The 16,215-nt window shown below is 62.9% G+C and carries 11 protein-coding genes; 7 read left to right on the top strand and 4 right to left on the bottom strand.

Annotated features, from left to right (window positions below; all coding sequences use genetic code 11):
• The 4 genes from IPI80_RS07115 to IPI80_RS07100 are packed head-to-tail and all read left to right on the top strand — an operon-like array spanning position 1 to position 4,728.
• Positions 1–1,452 (top strand): efflux transporter outer membrane subunit, encoded by a 1,452-nt coding sequence (locus tag IPI80_RS07115; protein ID WP_413858543.1) that lies wholly within the window; start codon positions 1–3, stop codon positions 1,450–1,452.
• Positions 1,449–2,789 (top strand): efflux RND transporter periplasmic adaptor subunit, encoded by a 1,341-nt coding sequence (locus IPI80_RS07110; protein ID WP_413858541.1) that lies wholly within the window; start codon positions 1,449–1,451, stop codon positions 2,787–2,789. Before IPI80_RS07115 ends, IPI80_RS07110 begins: the two co-directional genes overlap by 4 nt.
• A gap of 8 nt (positions 2,790–2,797) precedes the next feature.
• A complete protein-coding gene (locus tag IPI80_RS07105) occupies positions 2,798–3,523 on the top strand; it encodes an ABC transporter ATP-binding protein (RefSeq protein WP_413858539.1) in 726 nt (241 codons plus the stop codon).
• Complete coding sequence (locus IPI80_RS07100) at positions 3,523–4,728, top strand: ABC transporter permease (protein WP_413858537.1); 1,206 nt, start codon at positions 3,523–3,525, stop codon at positions 4,726–4,728. The genes IPI80_RS07105 and IPI80_RS07100 overlap by 1 nt, the downstream gene beginning before the upstream one ends.
• Positions 4,729–4,786: 58 nt before the next feature.
• Here IPI80_RS07100 and IPI80_RS07095 read toward each other — a convergent pair whose 3' ends face one another.
• The 3 genes from IPI80_RS07095 to IPI80_RS07085 all read right to left on the bottom strand — a co-directional run bounded on the left by IPI80_RS07095 (position 4,787) and on the right by IPI80_RS07085 (position 10,325).
• Entirely contained in the window at positions 4,787–6,058 is a 1,272-nt protein-coding gene (locus IPI80_RS07095) for a DUF1501 domain-containing protein (RefSeq protein ID WP_413858535.1), read from the bottom strand.
• Between the two features lie 14 nt (positions 6,059–6,072).
• The gene (locus tag IPI80_RS07090; RefSeq protein WP_413858533.1) at positions 6,073–7,614 is read right to left on the bottom strand and encodes a DUF1800 domain-containing protein; all 1,542 of its coding nucleotides are present in this window, start codon (positions 7,612–7,614) and stop codon (positions 6,073–6,075) included.
• Positions 7,615–7,703: 89 nt separating this feature from the next.
• The gene (locus IPI80_RS07085) at positions 7,704–10,325 is read right to left on the bottom strand and encodes an FtsX-like permease family protein (protein ID WP_413858531.1); all 2,622 of its coding nucleotides are present in this window, start codon (positions 10,323–10,325) and stop codon (positions 7,704–7,706) included.
• 67 nt (positions 10,326–10,392) lie between these two features.
• Here IPI80_RS07085 and IPI80_RS07080 point away from each other — a divergent pair, with 67 nt between their 5' ends.
• The 3 genes from IPI80_RS07080 to IPI80_RS07070 are packed head-to-tail and all read left to right on the top strand — an operon-like array spanning position 10,393 to position 13,710.
• The gene (locus IPI80_RS07080) at positions 10,393–11,439 is read left to right on the top strand and encodes a thiamine ABC transporter substrate binding subunit (protein ID WP_413858529.1); all 1,047 of its coding nucleotides are present in this window, start codon (positions 10,393–10,395) and stop codon (positions 11,437–11,439) included.
• Positions 11,440–11,468: 29 nt separating this feature from the next.
• On the top strand, positions 11,469–13,073 hold the full coding sequence (locus tag IPI80_RS07075) for an ABC transporter permease (protein ID WP_413858527.1): 1,605 nt from the start codon (positions 11,469–11,471) through the stop codon (positions 13,071–13,073).
• Positions 13,066–13,710, top strand: coding sequence for an ABC transporter ATP-binding protein (locus IPI80_RS07070; protein WP_413858525.1), 645 nt, complete (start codon positions 13,066–13,068; stop codon positions 13,708–13,710). The genes IPI80_RS07075 and IPI80_RS07070 overlap by 8 nt, the downstream gene beginning before the upstream one ends.
• Here the strand turns inward: IPI80_RS07070 and IPI80_RS07065 are convergent.
• The gene (locus IPI80_RS07065) at positions 13,699–16,206 is read right to left on the bottom strand and encodes an EAL domain-containing protein (RefSeq protein ID WP_413858523.1); all 2,508 of its coding nucleotides are present in this window, start codon (positions 16,204–16,206) and stop codon (positions 13,699–13,701) included. The genes IPI80_RS07070 and IPI80_RS07065 overlap by 12 nt on opposite strands.
• Between the last annotated feature and the right edge of the window lie 9 nt (positions 16,207–16,215).

The raw sequence follows: 16,215 nt of genomic DNA, 5'->3' as shown, positions 1-16,215 counted from the left end.
ATGACCATCAAAATGCCGGATACCCCGTCTACGCGATCTGTGTGGTTGTGTCGCAGTGGTGCGATCGTATTGTCCCTGGTGGTGAGCGCTTGCGCGTCGCCCATTCATCAGGCTGGCGAATTACCCCAGACCCCAGTGCCTAACGCGTGGAACGCGATTACTGCGCAGAGCGCTGCCACCATGAATCTGGCCAATTGGTGGCAACGGTTCAATGATCCAGTTCTCACGCAACTCGTGGCGCAGGCCTTGCAGTCCAACACCGACGTGCGCGCTGCGCAAGCAGCGCTGAAACAGGCACGCGCCTTGCGGGATGGCAAGGCAGCCGGTCTGCGCCCCTCGGTCAACGCGTCCGCTTCAGCCCAGCGCAGCCAGCCGGGTAGTAGCGACGCGACCAGCACCTTCCAGGCCGGCTTTGACGCCAGTTGGGAGCCCGATATCTTTGGCGGCCAGCGCAGTGCCTTGGGTGCGGCCGAATCGGATGCCATGGCCTCCCAATCCAGTCTCGCCCAGGTCCAGGTGTCCATGGCCGCAGAGGTGGCGGTGACCTACATGGACCTGCGCGGACTACAGGCGCGCCTGGCCATTGCGCGGCGCAACCTGGCGGCCCAGACGGAAACACTGCAAATCGCCCGCTGGCGCGCCCAGGCCGGGCTTGCATCCTCACTGGATGTGGAGCAAGCGGTGGCGGCCAGTGAGCAAACTGCCGCCCAGATCCCGACGCTGGCCAGCAACCTCGCCCAAGACCAGAGCAGTTTGGCGGTACTCACAGGCCAGGCACCGGGCGCCTTGAATACTCTGCTGCAGGGCAACGCCGACGGCAAGCCAGCCATTCCCCAGGCGCCCGACTCTATGGCCCTGGCGATTCCCGCAGAAACCCTGCGCCAACGCCCTGATGTGCGTGCGGCTGAGTACAGGGTGCAGGCCGCATTGGACCGCGTCAATCAGGCAGATGCCGCGCGTTACCCCAGTTTCCAGATTTCGGGCTCACTCGGTCTGCGGGCCTTGACGCTGGGCGCATTGACCGATGGTGCATCCGTGCTTCGCAATCTGCTGGCCGGCGTCTCAGTGCCTTTGCTGGACGGCGGCGCGGCGCGCGCCCAAGTACAAGCACAAGAAGCAGCACTGGAGCAGACGCGGGTGGCCTACGAGGCTACCGTCCTTACTGCTCTGAAAGACGTGGAAGATGCACTGGTCTCGCTGCAAAGCGATCAGGAGCGCCTGCAACGGTTGAAGACTGCCGCTACGGCCGCGGCCAATGCCGACCTGCTGGCCAGCCAGCGATATGCCAGCGGTCTGATCGATTTCCGAACCGTGTTGGACACCCAGCGCACCCTGCTGTCCACCCAGGACAGCGTGCAAGCCACCCAAGCCAACCTGAGTGCGGACTATGTGCGCCTCTATAAAGCCCTGGGGGGCGGCTGGTTGCCAGAATCTGAGACTGCGACGCCATGACCACACCTACTCCTACCCCTTCCGTCGAAACCCAAACAACCGTGACAACGGCTGACCTAAAGGCGCTGTTGGGTGACGCCAGTGCTGTGCGGCCCTGGTGGCAACGCCCCAGTCTGTGGGGTGGCGTGCTGCTTGTGCTGGCCGTGGCCGCAGGGCTCTGGTATTGGCAGATGCACAAGGCCAGCAGTGCACAGCCCAGTTACGTGACTGAACCGGTGCAAAAGGGCAACCTGACCCTGACCGTCGCAGCCAACGGCACGCTGCAACCCACGCGTGCAGTGAACATTGGCAGTGAGCTCTCGGGCACGGTCACGCGGGTATTTGTCGATGTGAACGATCGGGTCAAGAAAGGACAAATCCTGGTTGAGCTCGACACCTCCAAGTTGTCAGACCAGGTGTTGCGTTCGCGTGCTGCACTGGTTGCCGCGCAGGCACAGCAGGCCCTGAGCACGGCCACGGTCAAGGAGGCACGGGCCACCCTGGCCCGCTTTGAAGAAGTGGCGAAGCTCTCCGGCGGCAAGGTGCCATCGGCCACCGAACTCGACACCGCGCACGCGACCGCCGACCGTGCCGTGGCCGCCGATGACAGCGCCCGTGCCAACGTAACGCAAGCGCGGGCCACCCTGTCTACTGACGAGACCAACCTGTCCAAGGCGTCCATCCGGTCCCCCATTGACGGTGTGGTGCTGTCACGCACGGTGGACCCTGGCAATGCTGTCGCGGCGTCGTTGCAGGCCGTAACGCTGTTTTCCATTGCAGAAGACATTGCGCGCTTGCGGCTGGAAGTGAGCGTGGACGAAGCCGATGTGGGCTCGGTCCAGGTTGGGCAGAAAGCCAGCTTCACCGTCAGTGCCTACCCGTCGCGCCGCTACCCGGCCAAGATCACCCGCGTAGCCTTTGGTTCCACCAAGACCGACAACGTGGTGACTTACACCACCTACCTGGACGTAGACAACTCCGACCTGAGCCTGCGCCCGGGTATGACGGCCTCATCCACCATTGTCTCTACCGAACGCAACGGCGTGTTGCTGGTGCCCAATACCGCCCTGCGTTTTTCGCCCACGACGGCTGCTGCGGCTGCAGCGACACCTGCCTCCGACAGTGGTGGCGTGGTGTCCAAACTGCTGCCGCGCATGCCGCGCGGCGGCGGGCGCAAGTCCGCCACCGGCAACGGGCCGGTTGCCAAGCAGGTCTGGACGCTTAAGAACGGTCAGGCCGTGGCAGTGTCCGTCAAGGCCGGCATCAGCGATGGACGCATGACCGAAGTCACGGGCGAAGGCTTGCAAGAGGGCATGGCGGTCATCACCGACCAGCGTGCAGCCGGAGCGGCCCAGTGAGTCAACCTGTGAGCCAACCGCTGATTCGCCTGCGGGGCATCACCAAGGTCTATGGTCAGGGCGCGACAGCCCTGCAGGCGCTCAAGGGCGTAGACTTGGACATTGAGGCGGGTGAATTTGTGGCCATCATGGGCCCCAGCGGTTCGGGCAAGTCCACCGCCATGAACACGCTGGGCGGTTTGGATACACCCACCAGTGGCGAATACCTGTTTCAGGGGTTGCACGTTGAGACACTTACCCGCGACCAGCGCGCCATGTTGCGCAGGCGCTATCTGGGCTTTGTGTTCCAGGGCTTTAATCTGCTGGCACGCACATCGGCCCAGGAAAATGTGGAGTTACCCCTGCTGTACCGGGGTGAGCCCGCAGCGGCCCGGCATGCTGCGGCAGCAGCAGCCCTGGATTCGGTTGGACTCAAAGGCTGGGAACACCATACGCCTGCAGAATTGTCGGGCGGGCAGCAGCAGCGGGTGGCCATTGCCCGCGCCATCGTGACCCAGCCGGCGGTGCTGTTGGCCGATGAGCCAACCGGCAACCTGGACACCCATCGCAGCCGCGAGATCATGGACCTGCTTTGGCGCTTGAACGTGGACCATGGCATAACCGTGCTGATGGTCACCCACGAGTCCGACATGGCGGCCTACGCCAAGCGCATCGTGCGCTTTGTGGACGGCGTGATCGCCAGTGACGAACGCAATCCCCATCCCGTGGGCGAATTGGCCGAGCAGGTGCACTGATGTTGCTCAATACCCTTTTATTGGCCCTGCGTTCCATCCGGCGCAACCTGATGCGCTCGTTTCTCACCATTTTGGGCATTGTGATCGGGGTCAGTGCCGTGATCACCATGGTGACCCTGGGCAATGGCGCCACCCTAGCGGTGCAGAACCAGATTTCCAGCCTGGGCACCAATTTGTTGCAAGTGCGCCCCGGCCAGCGCATGGGACCGGGTGGCGGCGGCAGTGCCGTGGCGTTCAAGGAATCCGATGGCGAAGCCATTGCCACCCAGATTGGCGGCGTAGCAGCGGTCGCGCCCGAAGCCCGCTCAGGCGCCACCCTGGTGGCCAATGGCCGAAACTGGTCCAGCAGTGTCATTGGCAGCACCAACGACTGGCTGATCACCGGCAACTGGACCATTGCCAGTGGCCGGGAGTTTTCTGATGACGAGGTCCGCGCGGGCGCTGCCGTCTGCCTGATCGGTGAGACCGTGCGCCGCGAGTTGTATGCCACGCAGACCGCGATGGGCGCGCAACTGCGGGTCAAGCAAATTTCCTGTGAAATCATTGGTGTGCTGGCCTCCAAGGGGCAGGGCGCCTTTGGCAACGACCAGGACGATCTGGTGCTGATGCCGATCAAGACACTGCAACGTCGCATTACTGGAAATATTCGTGTCAACACGTTGCTGGTGTCCATGCAGGATGGCAGCGATAGCGCTCGCGTAACTGCTGGCATCACCCAGTTGCTGCGCGAGCGCCGCAAATTGGCCAGCACCGATGAGGACAACTTCAACGTGCTCGACACCAAACAGTTGGCCGACACGCTGTCGGGCACCACCAAAGTTATGACCATGCTGCTGGGCGCAGTGGCTGCGGTGAGCTTGCTGGTGGGCGGCATTGGCATCATGAACATCATGCTGGTTAGCGTGACCGAGCGCACGCGCGAGATTGGTCTGCGCCTGGCCATTGGCGCCCTGGAGCGCGAGGTGCTGCTGCAGTTCTTGATTGAGGCGGTGGTGCTGGCCGCGTTGGGCGGGCTGGTAGGCATTGTGCTGGCCACGATAGCGTCTATCGGGCTGGCGCAGCTGATGTCTGTGCCCTACACCTTCAACCTGTCGGTGAATGTGATGTCGTTTGTGTTCTCGGCCTTCATTGGCGTGCTTTTTGGCTACTTTCCAGCCCGACGCGCCGCGCGGATGGACCCGATCGAGGCGTTGCGGCACGAGTGATATGCTATTAAATACGTAGCATACTGTGTTTATTTCACTAGGGCTAGCGGCCAATTTCTTATAAAGGGCGTATCAGCCCTCGCAGCGAATTGTCCCACGCGTAACCGGGAAACAAAGTGTTGAGTTCTGCATCCGTCAATCCGTGGACATGGCGCAGAACCTGGGCAAACACGCCACGAAAATCATTGTGCACGGGCAGGTCGCGCTTGTCGTGTAGCTGCTCGGCGGCAAGCCCTTCCCATCCGCCGTGCCAGCGCCCGCCCTGCACCCGGTTTCCCATCAGCCACATGGCGTTGCCGTGGCCATGGTCGGTGCCGCGGGTTCCGTTCTCTGCGCTGGTGCGGCCAAATTCGCTGCACACCATCACCACATCGTTGGGTTGGGCAAAGTCCCTGCGCAGCTGCACCAGGGTTCGGGCCAAATCACCCAGGTTGTTGGCCAGCGTACCAGTGACGTTGCCCTGGTTGGCGTGGGTGTCCCAGCCGCCCGCTGACAAAAATCCCAGGCGCAAATTGCGCTCACGGCGCATCAGCGTTCCCAGGTGTTGCGCATCCAGTAGCAGCCCCTTTGCCGGTCCGGCACCGTTATTGGCGGCCGCCATTTCTTTGCTGTCCATGCCAGGGGCGCCCATGGTGGTGTTGGTGTCGTTGGTGAGTGTTTGGGCGGTTTGCATGCGGCTGTCTGCACCGGCGCGAAACGTTTGGGACAAAGTATCTTGACCGCCATACAGTTTTAGTACGGCATCGCGGGTGCGCTCGTTGCCCAGCGCGCCCTGTTGCGTTGCCGCGTTTCCTTTGGGGACCAGCTGAATCGGATTGGCACCGGCCAGAATCAGGGGGTTGGCTTCTCCCACACCAATGGCCTTGCTGTCCTTGCGCAGGCCGGCCAGGGTGTTCATCCAGCCTACCGATCCACTGCTCTTGCCGGGGGTTCCGGTCTCCCAGTGGTGCTGGGCATCAAAGTGGGAGCGCGTGGCGTCTGGGTTCCCTGCGCACGGGATGACGCTCAACACACCGTCTTTCCACAACGGCAGCAAATTGGCCATGGCGGGGTGCAAGCCGAAGGTGGTGTCCAGCGCAATGGTTGTTTGCGTCGTCCCATCGGGCGGTGCAATCGCAATGGACGGGCGCATGCTGGCGTAGTGGGGGTCACCGTACGGAACAAAGGCCGACAGGCCATCGTAGGCGCCCCGCAGGAAGACAACGATCAGACGTGCGTCCTTGTTGACTGCGACGCTGTCCTGTGCCCACAGCAGGGGAGCAGCCCACGCGGTGGAGCACCCGACCAAGGTTTGTACGGCGCGGCGGCGGCTGATTTTGAAGGGTGTCATGGCCATGTCCTTTGCTATTTGTACATAAAGTCCGGGCTGGCCATGGCCAGCCCGGCCCGTAAACCGGGGCTCTCCTGCGCAAGGGTTTGACGGGTTGCGGAGCTTAAAAACGGGGTTAAAAAATCGAGTTCGCTGGTCTGCCGTGCCAGTGCAATGGCGTAGTCGGCGCGCCGCGTCAGGGCCTCGGGCACGAGCCAGGTGGCGGCGTCGGTTTTGTAACCGTCGGGTGTTTGCCAGCCATGCATTGGTTGGCCCGCATTGGCCAGAAAGCCCAGGCTTAGCACCCAATGGCGGCGCTCGGTTGCGCCATTGGTGGCGGCCAGCGCCGAGCAGGCGAAGTCCATCGGTGTCTTGAAGAGGCGATTTTCGGGGGCCCAGAAGTCGGCAGAACCCAGCAGCGTTTGCATGACCTGGCGCATGTCACCGCCTGTGTCCAGGAAGGTTCGGTGCAGGCTGTTCAGCAGCGCTTGGGATGGCTGGTCTGCTACAAAAAATTGGGCCAGGCGCAAGGTGACGCGCTGGGCGGTTTTGGGGTGGCGGGCCAACATGCGTATGGCATCTTCGCCTTCGTGTTCACCAGGCGCTGCGAAGGCGTTGGGAAAGCGCCGCCCCATCACCAATTTGCTGCCGGTGTCATGCAGCCGTCCTGCAAATCGAAACCCATTACTCCCTTGGGGGGCAATGGTCCACCCGGTCAGCACCCTGGCAAGTTCGCGCACATCGTTCTGGGTGTAGCCGCCGTCCACGCCAAGCGTGTGCAACTCCATCAGTTCGCGGGCATAGTTTTCGTTCAAGCCGCGCGGTGTGTCGCCCGGCCCTGCGCGGGAGCCCTCGGCCACACTGCGCGCCTGATCCAGATACAGCAACATGGCAGGGTGGCGGGCGCTGGCCAGAAGCAGGTCTTCAAATTTTCCCAGCGCATGGGCGCGTGCGACGTTGACCACATAGTGCCCAACAAAGGGTCGGACCGCGCCTTTGCCAACAAACACATTCAGGTGGTTGAACCAGAACTCGGTCATGCGCGCCAGCAAGGGGTTTTCGGTGTCCGGCTGACTGCTGGCCATCAGGCGCCAGGCCGCTGCTTGCTGGGCAACGGTGCGGTTGAAATACAGCGGGTCAACAGGGCCCGAAAAATCCATGCGCGGGGTGGCCTGTGCTTCGGCTGCGGGCGCAGTCCCGGCCTTGATCTTTGCGCGCGCCTGGCGCTCGCGCTGCACGCCTTGGAACAACTCCGGCAGACTCGCGTTGAAACCTGCAAGGTCTGGTTCGATGTGGGGGGCGTTTTGGCTGGCTGCGTGTGCAATATCAATTTGTGCCAACGCCCAGGCCCGGGTGCTGGGCGCCGCCTGAACGTCGCTAACCCGTTGCGGCGTTGGCCCGTAGCCAACACGGGACGTGGCGCGCCAGATCTCGCTGGCGCTGGCCAGCGGCGGCTGGATTTGGGCAAACGCGCCTGGTAGCGCCACCGTGCCGGTAAAGCCACCCGTGCACACCAGCCATTTCAGTAGCGCACGACGGTCGGGATGCACCTTTGGTGCGGTGTCAGATGGGGTCATGGTGGGGTGTTGGTAAGGATGGATGGTCCTGAATTCAACGCCCATTCTGTGTGCGGTGCCTACTGATGTGCAGGGCCTTTACACAACTTTTACCAGTCTTCCTTGACCGCCAGCACCGCATCGCGCCCGGCCGCTGCCCGTCCGGCCAGCCATGCGCTGAGCGTGCCAGCAGCCACCACGGCTGCAGCCAGTGCCAGCAGGCGCAGCACGGGCACAGTTAGCTCCATGGTCCAGTGGAAACTTTGTGGGTTGACCACATGCACCAGTACCACCGCCACGGACAGGCCCAAGCCCACACCGGCCAGGGCACCCAGCGAGGTCCAGGCAAGGCCCTCAGCGGCCACCACGCGCAGCACCTGCCGGCGCGTTAGCCCCAGGTGCACCAGCAAGCCAAATTCTTTGCGCCGTGCCAGCACCTGGGCGCTGAACGACGCTGCCACGCCAAACAGCCCAATGCCGATGGCCACCGCCTGCAGCCAGTAGGTGACGGCAAAACTGCGATCAAAAATGCGCAAAGACGTGGCCCGGATCTCGCGGGCCGAGCCAAACTCCATCAGCCGTGCCGCGTTCCCGCCGGGCGTGCCAGCTTGGCGGTTGGCCAGGTCGCGCAATGCATGTTCCAGTGCGTTTACATCCACGCCTGGCTCCAGCCAAATCGCCAGGTCGTTGACGCGGTTGTCACCGCTCAGGCGCTGAAAATCTGCCAGATCCATGGCGATGGTGCCGAACTGGCGGGAGTAGTCGCGCCACACACCTGCTATGAAAAACGTAGTGGGTTGTGTAGATTCCACGAGGGCTAGAGCCCTAAAATGATCAGAAAGACTGGGGAGAGTCGTGCCGGGGCGGGCGCCATGCAGGTCCACCATGGCCTCGCTCACGTAGATGCCAATCTGGCCGGGTGGTATCGGCAGCGGCCCCACCGTCAAAGGCAGGCTGCTGCTGAGTGGCCCGGTCAGCGGGCGTGCAATCAGCACCACGGCGGGCAAGTTGGGGTCGGGCAGAAACTGCTGGTTGCGCTGTGGGCTCAGGCGCTGCACACCGGGCAGGCGTTGTGCTGCCTGCACAAAGGCGGGGTCGAAGTAGGCGGCATCCAGTGCGCTGGTATGGGTGGCCGTGCGCACATACAAATCGGCAGGCAAAACGGAATCCAGCCACTGTGTGACTGAATGCCGAAAGCTCGCCACCATCACGGTCAGCGCCACTGCCAGGCTGAGCGCCGCCACCACGCCGCTCACGGCTACTGCCGCACTGCCGCGCACCCGCCGCGCACGCTCCACTGCCAGCAGGGGCAGAGCGCGGTACGCCACCTGCGGTGCGATGCGGTCCAGCACCACGCCTACCAGCCAGGGCAGGCCGGCAATACCACCCACCAAGATCAGGCCCACGCTCACATAGGCTGCCAGCGGAATGCCGGCCACTGGTGGCAGCAGCGCCATCATGCCCCCAGCGAGCAACAAGGCCAGTGCCAGTACGCCGTGGTTGTGGTTGACCTGCGCGGTGCCCAGACCTTTGAGGGTTTGCGCCGGTGGCAAGCCCTGGGCCCAGCGCGCTGGCCACCAGGCGCCCACCAGTGCAGCCAGCACCCCCAATGCGGCAAAGGCCAGCGCAGCGGGCCAGCTCCATTGCAGCGCGGGCGCTGCGCCGGAAAAGAAACCGCCCCCCAGGTCCCCACCCAAGAGACGCAAAGCCAGCGCCGCCAAGCCGCCGCCCAATGCGATGCCCAGCACGCTGCCGACCAGTCCCAACACCAGGGCTTCCAGCAACACCAGTTGCAAGCGCTGGGTGGATGTCAGCCCCAGCACGCCCAACAGCGCAAGCTGGGGTGCACGCCGGCTCACACTCAAGGCCAGCACCGAAAACACCAGAAAGCCGCCTGTGAATAGCGCCACCAGCGCCAGCACGGTCAGGTTGACCCGGTAGGCCCGCGACAGGGTGGACATGCGGGTCAGCGCATCGCCCGGCTCCACCAAGCGAGCCTGGGCCGGCCAATCGGCGTTGGCCTGTAGGCTGCGCACAAAGGCCGCGCGGTCCACGCCGGCGCGCAGGCGCAGATCCACCCGCGTGATGCGGTTGTCTAGGTCAAAAAAATCTTGTACGGCGGCAATGTCCATCACCGCCAGTGGTGCCCCGCTGGCCCGCACCGAGCCGGCCACCTGCACAGCTGCCACTTGCATACCGCGTTGCAGTTGCAGCGTGTTGCCGGTTAGCCGGCTGCGGGCCGCGGCGTTGAGGAACACGGTGGCAGGCGCAAAAATGTCCAGCCGGTTGGCGCTGGTGTCGGGCAAGGGCAGCAGGTCGGGGCTGAGTTGCGCCACCTGCAAGGGGTCCACGCCCATGATGCGCAGCAAGACCCGTTGGGGTTGGTCCGCAGGCGCTGCTGTTGCGTTGGGCTGGGGCAGCAGGGCATAGGTGCTCAACTCCAGCACCGGGCTGGCCACTGCCACATCGGAGTGGTGGATCATGCGCGCCAGCAGGACTTCGTCCACGCCACCAGTCAGGCCGGCGCCGGCGCGCAGTTCCAGATCGGGCTGGCCACCCACCGAGCGCACCGCCTGCGCAAATTCATCCAGCGCCGATGCATTGATCAAATGCACCGAAAATGCCAGCGCCACGCCCAGCATGACCGACACCATGGCGGCAGCGTTGCGCCAGGGGTGGTGGCGCAGTTCTTGCCAGGAGAAGCTGCACAGCAGTGACGCAAGGGTTTTCATCGGTGAGACGGATTGTGCCCGGGCAACAGGTGGGGCCGTTAAAATTTGCGGCCACTCACACCACCGCATGTCACACCGTATCCCACACCGTCTTGCCCATTTGTTCACTGCTCTGGCATTGGCCTGCGGTGTCAGCCTGGCGTCTGCAGCCGAACTGCGGGTGTTGACCCATGCGTCGTTTGCGCTGCCGCAGGCACTGCTGACCCAGTTTGAAAAAGACGCCGGCGTCACCCTGCGCATCAGCAAGGCGGGCGATGCGGGGGAGATGCTCAACAAATTGATTCTGACCCGCGCCAACCCGGTGGCCGATGTGGTGTTTGGTATCGACAATGTGTTGGCCGCCAAGGCCCAGGCGGCGCAAGTGCTGGATGCGGACGCAGGTGCTTCTGCCCGTCTTGCCAGCGGCGGTGACGCGCTTGCAGGCACTCTGCCTGCTGCACTGCTGCCGGTGGATTACGGCTATGTCACGTTGAATTACGACAAGGCGTGGTTTGCCCGGAAAGGCCTGGCACTGCCCACTTCGCTGGAAGACCTTGCCCAGCCCGCCTATGCGGGTTTACTGGTCGTGCAGAACCCGGCCACGTCCAGCCCGGGCAATGCTTTTTTGCTGGCCACCATCGGCGCGATGGGTGAAGAAAACGCGTTTGCCTGGTGGGGCCGCATGCGTGCCAATGGGCTCAAGGTGGCCAACGGCTGGAGCGAAGCCTATTACACCGATTTCAGCCACAACGGCGGCAGCCGCCCGCTGGTGGTGAGCTATGCCACCAGCCCGGCAGCGGAGTTGTTTTACAGCAAGACACAATTGAGCGAGCCGCCAACCGGCAGTTTGTTCTTGCGGGGTGGGGTGTTCCGTCAAATTGAGGGCGTAGCGCTGGTCAAGGGCGGTAAAGAGCGGGCGGCGGCCTTGCGCTTTATGGCGTTTTTGCGTTCGGGTCCGGTACAACAGGCACTGCAGACCAGTATGTGGATGTACCCGGCCAGCACCAGCAGCCCCAAGGTGGACGCCCTGCGCCATGCACCGGAGCCCTTGGCCTTTGACAGCCCCAGTTCCCCATCCATTGCCGAACACGGGGTTGCCTGGGTTCGACGCTGGACCCGGGTTGTGTTGAAGTAGTCCGGCGTGGCGTCTGGCACCATGGCGTTATGAAGACACCGTTTCGCTTGGCTTTGGCTGCCCTGCCACTGGCATTTTTGCTGGTGTTGATGGTGGCGCCGGCCATTCGGCTGCTTGTGGAAGGTGGACAACTGTCACTCTGGACGCCCTGGCAGGATGCGTATCTGCGCCGGCGCATGGTCTGGTCGTTGGTGCAAGCCCTGTCCACCTGCGCGTTGTCCGGGCTGCTGGGCCTGCCGGTTGCATGGGTATTGGCGCGGTTTGAATTTGCCGGACGTTCATGGGTGCTGCACGGCCTGATGCTGCCCTTTGTGGTGCCCACGCTGGTGGCCGCCATGGGTGTGCTGGCCGTGTTGGGCCCCCAGGGGGTGTTGCAAAGTCTGGGCGGGCCTGACTTGCAAGGCAGCCCCTGGTTGCTGATTTATGGCAACCTGTTTTTTAACCTGTGCCTGGTGGTGCGCGCCAGCACTGAGGCATTGGGACAGGTGGGAGCCACCCGCGTGGCGGCTGCACGCACCCTGGGCGCCACGCCGTGGCGGGTGTTTTGGCGCATCGAATGGCCGGCCATTGCGCCCTGGCTGCTGTCTGCCCTGTGCCTGGTGTTTTTGTACTGCTTCTCGGGTTTTGGTCTGGCGCTGGTGTTGGGTGGGCAGGACTACGCCACGGTTGAGGTCGAAATCTACACCCTGGTCGCCCATGAGCTGGAACTGGCCCAGGCCGGTGCATTGGCACTGTGGATGCTGGCTCTGACCGGCGGGGTGGCATTGGCCTATGCTGCCTTGGCGCGGCGCCTGGCAACTCCCCAGCGCCATGACCCTGTGCCACGGCGCCGACCCAGCAGTGCCTTGCAGTGGGCGAGCCTGTGCCTGGCGTTGACGGTGCTGGCCGTGTTTTGTGCAGCCCCGCTGCTGGCGATTTTGGTCCGCGCCGCAGCAGCGGGTTGGCCTGCGTGGCAAGTGGTGCTGGATACCACTACGCTGCAAGCGCTGTGGAACAGCCTGCGCTTTACCGTGATGGCCGTTGCGCTGGCTACCCTGCTGGGCGTGGCCCATGCCCTGGCGGCACGCCGTTCGGTGGTGCTGCGCGCACTGGCGTTCTTGCCGTTTGTGCTGTCACCCGTGGCGGTGGCCTTTGGCTTGTTGCTGCTGTACCCGCAATGGACCGCCAGCCTGGGCCTGCTGGTGTGTGCCTATGCGTTGTTGGCCTATCCGTTTGTTGCACAGTCGCTGGCTGCGGGGCTGGATGCCATGCCAGAGCATTTGGCGCAGGCCGCACGGTCATTGGGCGCCTCGCCCTGGCATGTGTTCTGGCGGGTCACCCTGCCGCTGCTGCGTCCGGCCCTGCGCCGAGGCATGGCGTTTGCCGCCGCAACAGCCGTGGGTGAATTTGCGGTGACCCTGTTTTTGTCGCGCCCGGAATGGGCTACGCTCACCACCCTGGTGTATGAATACTTGGGCCGACCCGGCAGTGCGAACCGCGATGCCGCGCTGGTGCTGGCCTGCCTGCTGATGGCGTTGGCGTTGCTGGCATTCACCGTTATTGAGTGGGCGGCACCACCGCGTGTGCGACACGCCCGCCACCACGCGTCCCGCCACGGGCAACACCGAATAGAAAAGGAATGGGGCCGTGCTTGAACTGCAGCAATTAGCCAAAGATTGGGAGGCCCGCGTTTTGCTGCGCGATGTGAACCTGCGGGTGGACAGTGGCGAAACAGTCGCCATTTTGGGGCCGTCTGGCAGCGGCAAAAGCACCTTGCTCAAAATGGTGGCGGGGTTGGAGTCGCTGGATGGCGGTCGTGTGCTGTTTGATGCGCAAGACATCACGGCCCTGGCGCCCGAACGGCGGCGCTTTGCGTTGATGTTTCAGGACTTTGCCCTGTTCCCGCATCTCGATGTGCAGGACAACGTGGCCTTTGGCTTGGTGGAGCAGGGGCTGCGCAAGGCGGCAGCACGCGCGCAGGCCTGCGCCATGTTGGAGCGCTTTGGCCTGCAGACCTTTGCCCGTGCGCGGGTGACACAGCTTTCGGGTGGCGAGCAGCAGCGTGTGGCGTTGGCGCGCGCCCTGATCACACAGCCGCGTGTGTTGTTGCTGGATGAGCCGTTTTCGGCATTGGACGCCGAGCTGCGCCTGCAACTGCAGACGGAATTTCGTCAGCGCATTGCAGAGTTCAACATGGCCACGCTGTTGGTCACCCATGACGAAGCCGAGGCCCGCGCCATGGCGCAGCGCGGTTACCGCGTGCTGGACGGGACACTGCAGTTACTGTGGTAGGGCCGGGCTGACCCCATTGAGTTGGATCAGCCGGTTCAACTCATCAGCTGGCATGGCCTTGGCAAAAAGCCAGCCTTGGTAGGCTTCGCAGGAAAACTCGCGCAGGAAAGCCAGTTGCGCATTCGTCTCCACACCTTCGGCCACCAGTTGCAGGCCCAGACTCTTGGCCAGAGCGATGATGGCGCGCGCGATGGCCGCGTCATTGGCATCGCTGGGGATGCCATCCATAAAACTCTTGTCGATCTTGAGCTTGTTCACCGGCAGGGCCTTCAGGTAAGCCAGTGAGGAATAGCCAGTACCAAAGTCATCCAATGCAATGGAGCATCCCAGGCGGGCCAGGGCGTTGAGCTGTTCGCGCGCTTGGGTGGGCTGCGACATGGCCACTGACTCGGTGATCTCAATGTCCAGCCAGCGGGCCTGGACCTGGTGGCGATCCAATGTTTCCCGCACGGTTTGCGGAAAGTCCCGCTGGCGGAACTGCTGGGCAGAAATATTCACGGCCACGCGCAGCGGCGTGCCAGATTGTGCCCACTGTGCGATCTGGGCGCACGCGGTGTCCAGCACCCATTGCGGAAGGGGAAGGATCAGCCCGGGTGCCTCGGCAACGGGTATAAAGCGTGTCGGCGAGACGCTACCCAACACCGGGTCGGTCCAGCGGAGCAGTGCCTCGGCGGCCACAATTGCACCGGTTTGTACGTCCACCTGTGGTTGGTAGTGCAATTGCAACCTGCCATGGGACAGGGCGTCCTTCAAACGGGCGTGCAGGCGCATGTCCTCTTGTACATGCTTTTCCATGTTGGGTGAATAGCAGGCGTACACACCACGTCCCATGCCCTTGGCGTGGTACAACGCCATGTCGGCATAGCGCAGCAGGGTGTCGCCATCGGCGCCGTCCATGGGAAAAAATGTCAGGCCGACGCTAGCGCCCGTATGGACCTCTTCGCTGCCCAGTACAAATACTGACTGCAGCGCGACCAACAATGTCTTGGCCTGCTCAACGGCTATGTCCACGTCCGACAGGTCTGCCATGAGGACACCAAATTCGTCACCACCCATGCGTGCCAGCGTGTCACTGGCACGCATGTAGGTCTGGATGCGTTGCCCCACTTTCTTCAGCAGCGTGTCACCGGTGGCATGCCCAAAGCTGTCGTTCACGCTCTTGAAGTGGTCCAGATCAATCAACAGCACGGCGACTTGACGGCGGCTATTGTGCGCGCTGACCAGCGCATCATTCAACTGCAAACGAAACAACCAGCGGTTGGCCAGACCCGTCAAATCATCGTGTGAGGCCTGGTGGCGCAGAGAGGCTTCGTTCTTCTTACGTTCGGTCAGATCGCGGATGTAGGCAATGGTGTGGTGCTCATTGCCATCCACCCAGTTTCCCAGCGACAGGTTGACGGGCAAACTGTGACCATCTTGGTGGGTCAGGTTCAGGTCTACGCCCCCTGGTGCGCTGGCTTGAGAGTCACGAAAGTACCGGTGCATGGTCTCGGCATCATCCCCACGAGCGGATGGAGGCAGGAATATGTCCACGCCCTTACCTTGAAGTTCATCGGGGTTGTAACCCGTGAGTGCTTTCATGGCCGGGTTGGCCATGAGGATGCAGCCCTTGCTGTTGACCCACAGTACGCCGTCCGGAGCGGCATTGAGGGCCACCTTCTCGCGCAGGTTTTGCCCCTGAATTATTTCCAGGGGCCGGCGCATGGATTCGTTGAAGGTGGCTTCGAGCAGAAACAGATACGCTGCAACTTTGTAAACATGCCCCACGGCGTTGGCAAGGTCCATGTCGATGATGCCAATCTGCGTAAAGAACAATTCGGATACGGCCGCCAATGCAGCGGTGAATTCGAGCACAGACAGCGCTTCACCGACCAGGTATTGACGGCGTTGCCATAGCCCCATCAGAGTCAACAGGTTGAGGGCAATCACAGTCCATTCCAGCCCCACCTTCAAGGGGGTCTGCCCCTTGCCCGGCACAAAGAGGACCGGTGCATGGTCAGGGTTGAGCAAACCCAGCGCAGAAATGGCTGCAATGGCTGCCAACATGCAGGCTGTTGCCCAGCGCTTGCGGGTCGTGCTGATTTCGCCACCCTTGGGCAGCAACACATAGACAAGCAGCGATACAGCGGCCAGTAGGCGTGCGGCCAGCCAGAAGTACATGGACTTCTGTGGAGAGTTGGGAGTCAGCGCATCCGGCATGCCGCTGTAAGCCATGGTGTGCAGAAAGTCCAGCACACCAACCCCTAAAAACCCGATCCCCAGTAGCACCACGGCTCCGTTGCGCTGGTAGAGAATGGCCTGGTAGCCTGTCGCAAAAATCAGCATGGCTACCACCACCGCAAACATCTCCACCACAGTGTGCGAGAACACAAACAACATCGGGTCGATCAAAACGGACTGGCTGGCATCACTCACCCACCAGAACAGCGGGGCGGCCAGTGCCAGCATGGCCGTGCCTGCAATGCGATAGAACCGATGGGACGTGCGTTGGAGCATGGTTACGGA

This window comes from Candidatus Aalborgicola defluviihabitans, from assembly GCF_016705985.1.
Lineage (GTDB): Bacteria > Pseudomonadota > Gammaproteobacteria > Burkholderiales > Burkholderiaceae_C > Allorhodoferax > Allorhodoferax defluviihabitans.
This window is presented reverse-complemented; position numbering and strand designations above follow the sequence as displayed.